Below are 12,018 nucleotides of genomic sequence, written 5' to 3' on the forward strand. Positions count from 1 at the left end.
AGGTTTAAGGTTTAAAGATAGGGTTAATAATCAAAAAACAGGATGATTATTAATAACCATCCTGTTTTTATCTAATAGAAACGTACTTATTTGTATAGGTCTGGTTCTATTTTATTGTTATTTTTTAAAGCATCTTCTTTTGCTCTTTTTTCTATATTCCTGTACATTTCATTGGGGTCAATGGTTTTTCCGTCCTGATTTTTCATATTAACCACAGCACCTGCAGGAAGCGTGCTCATCATTTGTTTCATATCTTTCGTAGGATCTGTAAGGTAGTCTTTCCAGGCTTTTTTAAACTGTTTTTTGCTCACCTCTATTTCCTTGCCCCCTATGCCTACCATGGTGAGACCCGGTATCTGAATATCTTCTTCTGAAGCTGCTCCAGATTTTTTGTTTCCGATTAAAGTCATAATATGGGAACCGGTGGTGTCTTCAATTTTTATAATCAGCCCCGGAAGTCCATAAAATTTATACGGTCCGTCCTGGAAAGGAATATCTGTGGAAAACCATGCGATCCAGCTTCTTCCTCCATAATTGGTGGTCGCTTTTTGAGTGTTATATTCGCCTATTTTTTCTTTATCCGGCAGGATTTTCCATTCCGGTTTCTGATCTTCTGCCACTTTATAGGTGGTATTTCCTATTTTATCGGAAAAAGACACTCCGAAATCCGGATACTTTTTAGTCACCGTGGTAAAGATTGTTCCGGGTTTCATATTTCTCTTAATATTAATACTTCCTCCGAAACCGCCTTTCATCTGCTTGGCAATATCAGCTTTTGTGGTGGAATCAGAAACAAACTTTTCACGGCTGTAATATTTGGATCCGTCTTTATCAATATCCAGAAGCATAATATCACTTTTCACTTCCGCCCTGTTTGTAGAATCTGCAATATATTTATAATCGTAAAAGAATCTGTTGACCTGCGCGTTCGCGAATACTCCCAGAACCAATAATAAAATGAAATAATTATTTTTCATCATTTATACTTTTTTCCTTAGTTTATTTAAAAGCTTTGCCAATTTTGAAGAATCACTGGCAAAGCTTAACGGTACTTTATTTTTTTGTCTCAATTCTTATTTCTCCCTTTGAACCACCTGCCCCGTTTGCTTTATTTATCATAACTCTGGCAATGGTTTCAGGCTTAATGGCATTCATTTCTTCCCTGGTGATTTCTTTCCCGTCCAGGAAAACTTTGGTATCATCCAAACCACCGGTTACTTTAAATTTTCTCACTCCGTTTAAAGCAATATTACCATTGGAATCTTTTTTCATGAAATCTGCACTCATCTCCATGGTTCTGTTCATCATAGGCTTATCACTATCGGTAGTTTTAAAAAAGTACACATTTCCTTTAGCCCCATCTGTTACTTTTCTGGCAACTTCCAGCCTTACTTTTTCAATTTCCCTTCTTGCCTTTTCCCCGTCCAGTCTTGCTTTTTCACCGGTTATTCTCGCTGCCTGGCCCTGCATCCTGGCTTCTTCTCCCATTACTCTGGCTTTTTCACCCAGCCTTATAGCCTCGTCTCTGGCTTTGTCTGCTTTTTTCTGTGCTGCTTTTGCAGCTTTAATAGCTCTCCTTGATTCTTTGGTATCAGCAGAGCTCCAATTATGATAAAAGGCATCATTAAACCTTAACACTTTTACTCTGGGAGCATCAGGCGCCTTAGGATATGCAGGCGGCGCATCAGGAAAATCAAAATTCAGATCAGAAAGGTCAGGGATTTTTATATCAAGGTTTTCAAGCTCTTTTATATTATTTTTCCAGTCATCGGATTTGAAAAATTCCTTAATTCTTTTTGAATCTTCCGGGGAAAGGGAATGTGCCATTTTAAAATCATCCGAACTTGTGATTTTCCCGATCTTTCCGGAAAGCTCACCAATCTCATCAAGGTTTTTCTGGAATTCTTTACTTTCCGGCTTCAGGTTTTTTAAAGCCTTGCTTTTTTCTTCAATCTTTTTTCCAAGCTCTGTCAGTTCTTTCTTACTGGCAGACTCTTTGAAAGGTTTTGGACTTACGATTTCCAGTTTCCCTGTTGTCTGAGGGATGGTGTCTTTTTTGATCTGAGAAACGGCTTCCTCAATCGCTATATTGGTTTCTTTAATTTCCTTGTTCTTGGCATTCACCATATAGGCAAAGGCCACTGAAAATAAAACCGGTAATGCAAAAATTCTCCGCGCATATCCGAATTTGGTTTTAGGTTTTTGTAACATTTTGAGTCGTTTTTTTAGATTTGAACTTAAAAACGGACTGGCAGCAGGCAACTGTGTTCCGGAAAAGTGGCTTGCTAAAAGCATCTGCGCAAATGCTTTGGTGTCCGATTGTTTTACGGCTTTTTTATCAGCCAGGTATTCGTGAATAAGACTGATTTCTTTTTTAATGATATGAAAAAACGGATTGAACCAGAAAACAGAGGTGATGATCTCAATACATATCTTATCGAAAGAGTGTTTCTGCTCAATATGAACCATTTCATGTTTTAAAATCTGTTCCCCTACCTCAGAATCCAATGTGATGGTATTCTTCCAGAAAAGGTTTTTAAAGTATGAAAACGGAGCTTCAGTCAGGTCTGTACGGTAAAAATTGATCCCGTCAAAACTTTCTTTTTGAAACTGCTTTTTAAGTCTCTGAATCTTAAAGATTCCGAACATTAATTTCCCTACAAAATAGAGAGAAACCAGTCCCAAAGCTGAAAAAATAATTCTAAAATAAATGTGGCCATTGTCTATATTTTTATCAGTATTAAAATTCTGTATCTTATCAAGAAGCATATACATATCATTATTTACTTCTATCGTAAAATCTTCTACCCTGATGAGGGGCAGCAGCAGCGATATAATCATTGCAGACAGCAAATAAAATCTGTTGTAATGATGGAATGTCTTGTCTTTTAAAGACAACCGGTAATATAAAAACATTACACCGGAGCCTATTATTACTTTTCCAAAGTACAGAAGTAGAGTTTCCATGATATGTTAGTTTTTCTCTTTAAGTTCGTTCAGAAGCATTTCAAGATCTTCTACAGTCATCTCATTTTTTTCCACCAGGAAAGAAACGGCACTTTTATAAGATCCCTTGAAATAATTTTTCACCAGACTTTTCATGGTTTTCCCGGAGTATTGCTCTTTGGTAACCAGAGGAAAATATTCATGCTGCCTTCCGTGTACATGATAGTCTACAAATTCTTTGTCTTTCAATACCTTCAAAATAGTAGATACCGTGTTGGTATGAGGCTTGGGCTCCGGAAACAGATCAAGAATATCCTTCAGGAATCCTTTTTCGAGTTTCCATACATACTGCATTACCTGTTCTTCTGCTTTTGTTAAATTCTGAATTTTCATATCCTGTCCATTTATCATTAAAAGTGATCGATTATTTTAACTTATTTCTATATCACTAAGAAATTAGTTATACAAATGTAGAAATAAAATCCATTCAAACAACTAATTTCTTAGTGATAAAACATAAATTTACATAATCCATTGTTAATCAATTAGATAAATTTTATTAAAATATGTTAAATTTTTAATACAGTCCATTTATCGCCTGTTTAATTGTCAGAAAAAATTCACAATAGGCTATAAATTCTTAAAACTTGTTAATTTTTATTAAATAAAATTAAAATGAATTCGTTTAAACTGAGAAAATATATTTATTTTAGTGCTTTAAAAATTTCTCATGAAAAGATATAACTTATTGATTGTACTATTACTGCTTATTTTTAACGTTACTACAGCTCAAAAGAAAAATTCTCCTGCTGCAGATCTCAGTATTCTGCCGGAAACCAAAACTAAAATTGAGAACACTGTTCCACTGGTGATGAAGCACTTACAGACGATTGCTGAAAAAGAAGGGGACAACACAATCGTAACGAATGGTAAAACCGCATTAGGAAAAGAATACGGTATTCTGGAGTCCGAATGGTTCCTGTACAGAAACAATATGAAGAACTGTATCCTTAACAATTCTTCCAAAAAAGCTAAAAAATGTATGGAATATCATACCCAATACCTGAGAAATACTTTCATCAACTACAACAATTATATTTCAAACCTTACCAGAAAGAACGGATATCTTGGGGTAGAAGGAGATACAAAATTTGATTTCAAACCGGCTGAAATTACTACGAAACTCAGCGAAGCCTATTTTAATGCCAGTGAAGCTGCCGGAAGAATGAAGGGAGAGCAGAAAAAAGACTTTTTAGGACAGACGATGTCCGATGACAACAAGCTTACCCCTTTCGCTCAGATCCCTCAATAATATTTATTTTAAAACATATCCGATCCCGCTTCCAAAAGCGGGATTTTTATTTTAATTCCGGATTAATGTTTTTCAGATTCTGTTGAAATTCACGAGAAATTTTCAGGATCGTATCCGGATGTTCTTCAAATCTAACCAGTTCCAGGGTATTATTATACTTAACACATTTCTCCCGTAATAAAGCCTTATTCCCTCTTCAGAAAGAATTATTTTCCGTTTTACATCAAAAATAAATGACCATATTTTCTATAAACCGAGTTTTCTGATAAAGACGATATAAAAAAAGAGAATACAAAACCGTGACTCTCTTTTGGGTGGGAACATATACATTTAAATCATCATATCAAGGATGAACCATTTTTCAAGCATAAGAAAAAATCTCCGCCGGGAAAGCAGTTATGTACTAATCATAAAAACATTCGGGAAAAAGTAGAAAATGAGGCGGAGATATAAACATAAATAAGCTCTGTCCATCAGTCTTCCCCTGATTTGTATGAGCAGTACAAAAGTAAGATTCGTACCTGTAGAGCTCAAAAAAATAATGTAGAATTAAATCGCAAAGCTTGTAGAAGTAATTCTACTTTTGATGTGGTGATGTGTTAATTTGATGATGTGGTGCTATAGTGATTTGGTGATAAGTAATTGTGTGATTATTGTAATCTCAGTTTTCTAAATTTCATATTGGGAAACAGCATATTCCGGATTGTATAGTCGCTTTTAAATCCTGAAATTTACGGTATGGAGAAGCATATTGATTTATCGGGCTTCGTACTTAGGAGCAAGATCAGGAAAGGAGAAATCCGTTTCGGGGGAAACAGAAAGCTGAAAATTTATGGAAAGCTCCATTGTGCATCAGGTAAGAGGATAAAAAGAGAAAACCGGGTATTTTTTGTATCCGAAACTGAAGCGCTGGAACATAACTACCGTCCCTGCGGGCATTGTATGAAGGAAGAATATGATTTTTGGAAAAAGAAAAAATCTTTGAATTAATGTGTTTAGTAAATTTCAAAGACAGAAAAGGAAGTAAAGGCAAAATCCGGAAGGTATTTTATTCATTTCTAACTGATTTACAGATTATAATGGATTTAAATTTTGAAACAAAATCTGTTGGGTAAAGAAAATATTAATACAAAACAGCAACTAATCATACTGAAATTATACAAAAGAAAGAGAGTTTAGGATAGACGTATTCCCGCAATGGTGAATAACAAATAATTTGTATACTTGTCTTCAGAATGAAATCACAAATAACAATTAAAAAAAGACAATTATGAAAAAAATTATTTTATTGGCAGCATTCGGAGTTGTCGGCCTTATGGGAGCTAAAGAAACGGTTGAAAACAAAATTGAAAGTAAAGAAAGTGCTGAAGTGACATTTCAACTATGTGTTGTCATGGTAACATTTTACAATGCTGAAGGGAAAATATATGATCAGCAATGGTTTACTTCGGATCAACCAAATTTAGCATCATGTATGGCTTATCAGGCTGGAGTCATTGCAGATTTGCGAGAGAAAGGATTTAGAGTTGAGCAGCAGCAGCAAACTGAAATAAGCACTGATGTGAACTAAAATTGTAATTATGATTAGGTATTTTTTTCTTTCTTTTATCATGTTTTCGTCAGCTTTATTAGCACAAAAACAATTACATATAAAATATTTAAGTGTTAGGTCTCCTATAGCGAATGTTTATGAGGACTTGTACACTAACGGAACAAATGTCGTTTCTAAACAAGATGGAAATGTGCTTTACACAAACCCGGAGTATGATAAAAAAAAGAAAGGAAAAGACTATTATTTCATTTCAACTATAAACAGTTCCATACAGGACTCAAAAGACTTTTTCTTTACAGAAAGCATAGGATATTCCGCAGAAAATGAGTATTTCGTCCATGATGCTGTCCCTAAAATAGATTGGATAATAGATGAAAATTCAACCAAATCTATTTTAGGTTATGAGTGTACTAAAGCTACAGCCAAATTTAGAGGGTCAAATATAACTGCTTATTTTGCAAAAAAAATACCTTATTCTGTGGGACCTTTTAAATTCTATGGCTTACCGGGTGCAATTCTCGACGTCAGGGCAGACGGACTAAATTATGATTTATGGAAAGCTATAAAAGTGGAATTGGATAATACAGATGTAATTGATTACAATCCTCAATTTCCCAAGTTAGAAAAAGTTCAAATGAAAAGACTTATAGAATTGAAAGAAAAAGACAGGAAAAGTTTTTCAGGTAGCACGTCTGTTCCCGGAAGCACGGGCAAAAGTGTTGCCAAAAGATTTGGAATTGAAAAAATTTTCGAATGGGAAACCCAATCCTCTGATCCGGTGAAATAACCATCATGTATAAGCCAAGATTTCCTGCATCATACATAAAAAAACGGTATAACTTTTTGCTATACCGTTTTACTTATTGAGTAGCGGGAACCGGACTCGAACCGATGACCTTCGGGTTATGAGCCCGACGAGCTACCTACTGCTCCATCCCGCGGTGTATTTTTAGAGTGCTTACCGAAAGCACTTGCTTAGTAGCGGGAACCGGACTCGAACCGATGACCTTCGGGTTATGAGCCCGACGAGCTACCTACTGCTCCATCCCGCGGTGTATTTTTAGAGTGCTTACCGAAAGCACTTGCTTAGTAGCGGGAACCGGACTCGAACCGATGACCTTCGGGTTATGAGCCCGACGAGCTACCTACTGCTCCATCCCGCGGTGTATTTTTAGAGTGCTTACCGAAAGCACTTGCTTAGTAGCGGGAACCGGACTCGAACCGATGACCTTCGGGTTATGAGCCCGACGAGCTACCTACTGCTCCATCCCGCGATATTGTGAGTGCAAAGATACGGCTATTTTTTGAAAATCCTAATTTTTCTTTTAAATAAAGGACTTTTATGAAAACTATTTTATTATTTGTATCTTTGTTTAATGGCAAAAATACTGAAAATTTACCCTGACAACCCTCAGGAAAATCTTGTGAATGAGGTGATTAAAACCTTAAAAAATGGCGGGCTGATTATTTATCCTTCCGATACCATCTATGCCCTCGGATGTAATATTTTTGATATAAAAGCCATGGAAAAGCTGGCCCAGCTCAAGAAAATCAAGCTGGATAAGGCTCAGTTCTCTATTATCTGTAATGATCTGAGCCATCTTTCAGATTTTACAAGGCCAATAGATACTTCCGTTTTCAGGTTTCTGAAAAGCCACCTTCCGGGACCGTTTACCTTTATTCTGGATGCCAATAAAAGTGTTCCCCTGGCCTATAAAAACCATAAGACTATTGGGATCCGTGTTCCTGACCATCCCATTCCACAGCTTATTGTGGAAAGACTGGGACATCCTATTGCTTCAACTTCTATCAAAGATGATGACGAGATCATTGAATATTCTACAGATCCCGAACTGATCGCTGAAAAGTATGACCATCTGGTAGATATCGTAATCGATTCAGGGTATGGTGATAATGTAGCGTCTACTATTGTGGATCTCACCTCCGGAGAACCGGAAATTATCCGTCAGGGAAAGGGAATTATTTAATTGGACATAGAGAAACAGGTCATTAGGAAATATGAGTCTGAATGGAAAATATGCGCTGGGAATTCTTTTAACCTTTGTTTTTCTGGCAGTGGCAATGCTTTATGCTTTCCCGCTTATTTATTTCGTCACCGGGGTAAAAGCTTTTACGGCAACTAATTTTTTATATACACGGCTTGCGCTGTGGACTGTTCTTCTACTGATCTTTCTGTACAATTTTTTCCTGGAAAAGGACCCTTTTCTCTTATGGAAAGAAAAGAAATATCCTGTCCTTTTTTACCTTAAAGCCATAATAAGTCTTTACATTATATGTGCTTTCGGCGGGGCTGTTCTGAATCTTATCATTCAGGTTTTTGCTCAGGAAAACTTAAGCAGAAAAGTGATTCAGATCGCTTCTCTTTTCAGGAACAATTATATGCTAATTATCTCTATCTGCCTTACAGCAGGCGTTGTGGAAGAACTTCTCATGCGGGGATACATTCAGCCGAGATTTGAAAAAATATATAACAGTCAATTCCTTGGTATTTTTGTTTCTGCTGCACTGTTCGGCATTTTACACAGCACGTACGGAACCATCGGACAGGTGGTTGTCCCATTCTTTATCGGAATTGTTTTTGCTGTATTTTATAAACTATATTCAAACATTAAAATACTAATCATCAGCCATTTTATGTACGACTTTGTGTCTATGATGATTATGAATTTTATGGACATTAAACATTTATCTGCATTTTAACATTATGAAAATTATAACGTCTCCGGCCAAACTGATGAACGTTGAAAACTCAACGGACCTTTTAAGATCTACCACTCCGAAATTCATTCAGGAAGCTGCTTTTATACAGTCTTATTTAAAACATAAATCGCCCAAATATCTTTCTGAGCTTATGGAAATCTCTCCAAAACTGGCAGATGAAAACTGGGAAAGAAACCAAAAATGGAAAGATAAACCTACGGCAAAAGAATCTGCACCTGCCTTGTTTGCTTTTACCGGCGAAGTTTACAGAGGACTGGATGCCAAAACACTGGACAAAAATGCGGTGGATTATCTTCAGAAAAACTACAGAATGCTTTCAGGGCTGTATGGTCTGCTGAAGCCATCCGATAAAGTAATGCTGTACCGATTGGAAATGGGCCGTCATTTTGAATTCGATCAATATAAAAATCTGTACGAATTCTGGAGGGAAAAAATCACGGAACAGCTGAATTCCGAAATGAAAAAAGGTGAAATCCTGCTCCATCTGGCCAGTAATGAATACGGAAAAGTAATCGACAGGAAAAAGCTGAACCATAAAGTCATTGATTTTGACTTCTATGAATTAAAAGACGGAAAGCTGAAAACCATCGTGGTATATACCAAACACGCCAGAGGGCTTATGGTACGGTTCTGTGCGGAAACCAATGCCAAAACCCTGAATGATGTAAAGGCATTCAACTACGAAGGCTACCTGATCAATGAAGAACAATCTACCGACACAAAACTGGTTTTCACGAGATAAATGACGATATCAGCTTTAAAAAAATATTTCAAAACAGAGCTTTCCGGTCTTTATAATGAGTCGGAAAGCACTTTTTTATACTCTGTTTTTATCCAAAAAATTGTTGGCTTTGATTCTTTTACCCAAAGAAAACTGGCTCATCAGGAACTTCTTATTGATGATGAAAAGCAGCTTCTGAAAGCTATTGCTGAATTAAAAACCGGCAGGCCTTATCAGCAGATTCTTGGCGAAACTGAATTTTACGGAATGTTGCTTTTCGTGGATGAACATGTTCTGATTCCTCGTCCTGAAACGGAGGAACTGCTTGAAATTGCTATCAGGAAAATTCAAAGTTCAAGGTTTAATATTCAAGGTTTAAAGATTCTTGATATCGGAACCGGGAGTGGTGTAATTCCACTTGTCCTGAAAAAACATTTTCCGACGGCTGAAATTTCATCGATTGATTTTTCTGAAAAGGCCCTGCAGACTGCCCGGAGAAATGCTGAATACCATAAACTGGACATTCATTTTATTTATGAAGACTATCTCCATTTTGAGCTGAAGGAAAACTATGATATCATTATTTCCAATCCGCCCTATATCGGGATTGAAGAGGAAACTGAGATTGCGGATTCAGTGAAAGAATTTGAGCCTAAAATGGCACTTTTCTCCCCTGTTCAGGATGCCCTGATCTTTTACAGGAAAATTGCTGAAGACTCCAAACAACATTTAAATGATAACGGGCTTCTGTTTTTGGAAATTAATCAAAAGCTGGGACCTGAAACGCTGGAATTATATACGGAACATTTTTCTGATGTACAACTCATCAAAGATTTATCTGAAAATGACCGTTTTATAATCGGGAAGAAATAAGTAATTTTAGTTTCGTAATAATATGTATGAAGTCTTCCCTATTCACTTTCCTGCTCAGTCTGTTTCTGATTTTGCAGCTTTCATCCTGTGAAAAGAGTCCTTGTGAGGTGGTTTCAAAGTATTATCACAAGGGAGAATTCAATGGTTCTGTTTTGGTTTTAAAAGATGGAAAAGCTGTTTGTGATACTGCATTAGGACTCAGCAATATTGAGAAAAATATAAAGCTGGATAAAACAACACCCTTCTACATCGCATCTTTGAGCAAACCATTTACGGCAGTTTCCATTATGCTTCTGCAGCAAAAAGGACTGCTTCATTACGATGATAAAGCCTCAAAATATATCGACCTGCCTGCATATGCCCAAAATGTGACTATCAGACAGCTTCTAACACACACCTCGGGCATCAAGGATTATGAATTGATCATTCATAAAAAAGGATTAACCAATCAGGAAGTACTGAAGTGGTTAAGCGGGATAAACAAGCTGCAATTCCCCTCCGGCAGTACATTTGAATACAGTAACAGCGGATTTATTATTCTGTCTTTAATCATAGAAAAAATTTCACAGCAATCTTACGGAACTTTTCTTAATGAACATATTTTTATCCCTTTGGGGATGAAAAACACCTGGGTTTATGAATCCTCATGTGCTCATAAAAATAGAGCAAGAGGTTATAATAACGAGAAACAGCCGGATGATTATTCAATCCTGACCACCGGCGATGGCGGCATCTACTCTACTCCAAGAGACCTGTACCGCTTCGATCAGGCACTAAGGAATTTCAGGCTGATCAATAAAAGCAATACTGATCTTATGTACACACCCGCTACACTGTCTGACGGAAAAGCTTCCAACTACGGCTTCGGGTCGTTTATTGAAGAATCAAAAGGCGGGAAATCAGTCAGTCACACCGGCGGTCTGAGCGGCTTCCGGGCAATATTCTGGAGAGACCTGAAACATAACAGCTGTATCATAGCACTGACTAATCAGGGAGATGCATTTCCTGTTGGGAATTTTTTAAAAGATATGAAAACAACCATAGAATAGAACCATATGGAGATTAAATCTCATGACATTCATAATATAAAAATTGCAGAAATTATTTCTGACGAAGTGATAATCAAATCTGCTCAGGATGGACTGGATCTTCTTGGAAATGTTTATTACCAGGGATTTGATAAAGTGATTCTGTATGAGAAGAATATCACGCCGGAATTCTTTGATCTGAAAACAAAAATAGCGGGAGATATTTTACAGAAATTCTCCAATTACCGGATCGGCCTTGCTATCGTAGGAAATTTTGAAAAGTATGAAAGCAAAAGTATCAGGGATTTTATCTTTGAAAGCAATAAAACGAGACATATCAACTTTGCTGAAACTTTGGATGAGGCTTTGAACAGACTTGGAAGCTAATTATTCTTAAGTGTTCTTTTAAGAATTAATTTATTTACTTAAAAAAAAAGTGTTTAAAAACTTTTATGACTTTTGTGGTTAATGTTTTCCCACGGATCGCACAGATTTTCACGGATGATTACGGATATTTTTGAATCATTAAGATCAGTGAAGGAGATAAGCATAGTTAAGGGAAAATCTAAAGATTTTTTAAGTTGTGTGCATTAAAGCGAAGCCTAAACTTAATATTCTTAAAAACTTAAATCAATCTTAATGGTTTTATCTTTATCTCTCGCGGATCAAGCTGATTGAGCAGATTTTAGCGTAATGAATGAAAATCCAAAGATTTTCAAAAAAATTAATTGTACTGATCTGCAGTAATAATTTAAATTTAAACTAAACTCAAATGTCAAAAGACTTTGTGACTTTTGTGGTTAAATTTTTTCAACGCAGATCGCACAGATTTTCACAGATAATT

At 36.3% G+C, this 12,018-nt stretch carries 13 protein-coding genes and 4 tRNA genes; 10 read left to right on the forward strand and 7 right to left on the reverse strand.

Annotated features, from left to right (window positions below; translation table 11 throughout):
• Positions 1–86: 86 nt before the first annotated feature.
• From B7E04_RS15845 to B7E04_RS15855, 3 genes are all read right to left on the reverse strand, one after another.
• Positions 87–980, reverse strand: a complete 894-nt coding sequence (locus B7E04_RS15845; protein WP_228439958.1) for a GLPGLI family protein — start codon at positions 978–980, stop codon at positions 87–89.
• A 73-nt stretch (positions 981–1,053) separates the two neighbouring features.
• Positions 1,054–2,967 (reverse strand): M56 family metallopeptidase, encoded by a 1,914-nt coding sequence (locus B7E04_RS15850; protein ID WP_080779492.1) that lies wholly within the window; start codon positions 2,965–2,967, stop codon positions 1,054–1,056.
• Between the two features lie 6 nt (positions 2,968–2,973).
• Positions 2,974–3,339: a BlaI/MecI/CopY family transcriptional regulator gene (locus tag B7E04_RS15855; protein WP_080780718.1), complete on the reverse strand. Its 366-nt coding sequence runs from the start codon at positions 3,337–3,339 to the stop codon at positions 2,974–2,976.
• 337 nt (positions 3,340–3,676) lie between these two features.
• On the opposite strand from B7E04_RS15855, the gene B7E04_RS15860 reads away from it, so the two are divergent.
• The 4 genes from B7E04_RS15860 to B7E04_RS15875 all read left to right on the forward strand — a co-directional run bounded on the left by B7E04_RS15860 (position 3,677) and on the right by B7E04_RS15875 (position 6,597).
• The gene (locus B7E04_RS15860; protein WP_080779493.1) at positions 3,677–4,258 is read left to right on the forward strand and encodes a hypothetical protein; all 582 of its coding nucleotides are present in this window, start codon (positions 3,677–3,679) and stop codon (positions 4,256–4,258) included.
• Between the two features lie 738 nt (positions 4,259–4,996).
• Entirely contained in the window at positions 4,997–5,248 is a 252-nt protein-coding gene (locus B7E04_RS15865; RefSeq protein WP_080779494.1) for an Ada metal-binding domain-containing protein, read from the forward strand.
• A 280-nt stretch (positions 5,249–5,528) separates the two neighbouring features.
• Positions 5,529–5,828, forward strand: a complete 300-nt coding sequence (locus tag B7E04_RS15870) for a hypothetical protein (protein ID WP_228439960.1) — start codon at positions 5,529–5,531, stop codon at positions 5,826–5,828.
• 10 nt (positions 5,829–5,838) lie between these two features.
• On the forward strand, positions 5,839–6,597 hold the full coding sequence (locus B7E04_RS15875) for a GLPGLI family protein (protein ID WP_080779495.1): 759 nt from the start codon (positions 5,839–5,841) through the stop codon (positions 6,595–6,597).
• 81 nt (positions 6,598–6,678) lie between these two features.
• On the opposite strand, the gene B7E04_RS15880 is transcribed toward B7E04_RS15875, so the two are convergent.
• From B7E04_RS15880 to B7E04_RS15895, 4 genes are all read right to left on the reverse strand, one after another.
• Positions 6,679–6,751 (reverse strand) — tRNA-Met (locus tag B7E04_RS15880).
• Positions 6,752–6,789: 38 nt separating this feature from the next.
• Positions 6,790–6,862 (reverse strand) — tRNA-Met (locus tag B7E04_RS15885).
• 38 nt (positions 6,863–6,900) lie between these two features.
• Positions 6,901–6,973: transfer RNA gene (locus B7E04_RS15890), tRNA-Met, on the reverse strand.
• 38 nt (positions 6,974–7,011) lie between these two features.
• Positions 7,012–7,084, reverse strand: a tRNA-Met gene (locus B7E04_RS15895).
• 102 nt (positions 7,085–7,186) lie between these two features.
• Here B7E04_RS15895 and B7E04_RS15900 point away from each other — a divergent pair.
• The 6 genes from B7E04_RS15900 to B7E04_RS15925 are packed head-to-tail and all read left to right on the forward strand — an operon-like array spanning position 7,187 to position 11,561.
• Complete coding sequence (locus B7E04_RS15900; protein WP_062647541.1) at positions 7,187–7,798, forward strand: L-threonylcarbamoyladenylate synthase; 612 nt, start codon at positions 7,187–7,189, stop codon at positions 7,796–7,798.
• Positions 7,799–7,829: 31 nt separating this feature from the next.
• A complete protein-coding gene (locus tag B7E04_RS15905; RefSeq protein WP_080779496.1) occupies positions 7,830–8,531 on the forward strand; it encodes a CPBP family intramembrane glutamic endopeptidase in 702 nt (233 codons plus the stop codon).
• Between the two features lie 4 nt (positions 8,532–8,535).
• The gene (yaaA, locus tag B7E04_RS15910) at positions 8,536–9,294 is read left to right on the forward strand and encodes a peroxide stress protein YaaA (protein WP_080779497.1); all 759 of its coding nucleotides are present in this window, start codon (positions 8,536–8,538) and stop codon (positions 9,292–9,294) included.
• Positions 9,295–10,146, forward strand: coding sequence for a peptide chain release factor N(5)-glutamine methyltransferase (gene prmC / locus B7E04_RS15915; protein ID WP_080779498.1), 852 nt, complete (start codon positions 9,295–9,297; stop codon positions 10,144–10,146). It begins immediately after the preceding gene.
• A 26-nt stretch (positions 10,147–10,172) separates the two neighbouring features.
• Positions 10,173–11,195 carry a serine hydrolase domain-containing protein gene (locus B7E04_RS15920; protein ID WP_080779499.1) on the forward strand — a complete coding sequence of 341 codons (1,023 nt, stop codon included), beginning with the start codon at positions 10,173–10,175 and terminating at the stop codon, positions 11,193–11,195.
• Between the two features lie 6 nt (positions 11,196–11,201).
• Complete coding sequence (locus B7E04_RS15925) at positions 11,202–11,561, forward strand: DUF4180 domain-containing protein (protein ID WP_080779500.1); 360 nt, start codon at positions 11,202–11,204, stop codon at positions 11,559–11,561.
• Positions 11,562–12,018 lie beyond the last annotated feature (457 nt).

The organism is Chryseobacterium phocaeense, assembly GCF_900169075.1.
In the GTDB taxonomy this organism is placed as follows: domain Bacteria; phylum Bacteroidota; class Bacteroidia; order Flavobacteriales; family Weeksellaceae; genus Chryseobacterium; species Chryseobacterium phocaeense.

Excerpts from the sequence above, each read along its gene's own strand:
- B7E04_RS15870 (WP_228439960.1), top strand. The coding sequence starts at position 5,529 with ATGAAAAAAATTATTTTATTGGCAGCATTCGGAGTTGTCGGCCTTATG.
- B7E04_RS15925 (WP_080779500.1), top strand. The coding sequence starts at position 11,202 with ATGGAGATTAAATCTCATGACATTCATAATATAAAAATTGCAGAAATT.
- B7E04_RS15875 (WP_080779495.1), top strand. The coding sequence starts at position 5,839 with ATGATTAGGTATTTTTTTCTTTCTTTTATCATGTTTTCGTCAGCTTTA.
- B7E04_RS15900 (WP_062647541.1), top strand. The coding sequence starts at position 7,187 with ATGGCAAAAATACTGAAAATTTACCCTGACAACCCTCAGGAAAATCTT.
- B7E04_RS15920 (WP_080779499.1), top strand. The coding sequence starts at position 10,173 with ATGAAGTCTTCCCTATTCACTTTCCTGCTCAGTCTGTTTCTGATTTTG.
- B7E04_RS15855 (WP_080780718.1), bottom strand. The coding sequence starts at position 3,339 with ATGAAAATTCAGAATTTAACAAAAGCAGAAGAACAGGTAATGCAGTAT.
- B7E04_RS15865 (WP_080779494.1), top strand. The coding sequence starts at position 4,997 with ATGGAGAAGCATATTGATTTATCGGGCTTCGTACTTAGGAGCAAGATC.
- B7E04_RS15905 (WP_080779496.1), top strand. The coding sequence starts at position 7,830 with ATGAGTCTGAATGGAAAATATGCGCTGGGAATTCTTTTAACCTTTGTT.
- yaaA (WP_080779497.1), top strand. The coding sequence starts at position 8,536 with ATGAAAATTATAACGTCTCCGGCCAAACTGATGAACGTTGAAAACTCA.
- B7E04_RS15850 (WP_080779492.1), bottom strand. The coding sequence starts at position 2,967 with ATGGAAACTCTACTTCTGTACTTTGGAAAAGTAATAATAGGCTCCGGT.
- B7E04_RS15845 (WP_228439958.1), bottom strand. The coding sequence starts at position 980 with ATGATGAAAAATAATTATTTCATTTTATTATTGGTTCTGGGAGTATTC.
- B7E04_RS15860 (WP_080779493.1), top strand. The coding sequence starts at position 3,677 with ATGAAAAGATATAACTTATTGATTGTACTATTACTGCTTATTTTTAAC.
- prmC (WP_080779498.1), top strand. The coding sequence starts at position 9,295 with ATGACGATATCAGCTTTAAAAAAATATTTCAAAACAGAGCTTTCCGGT.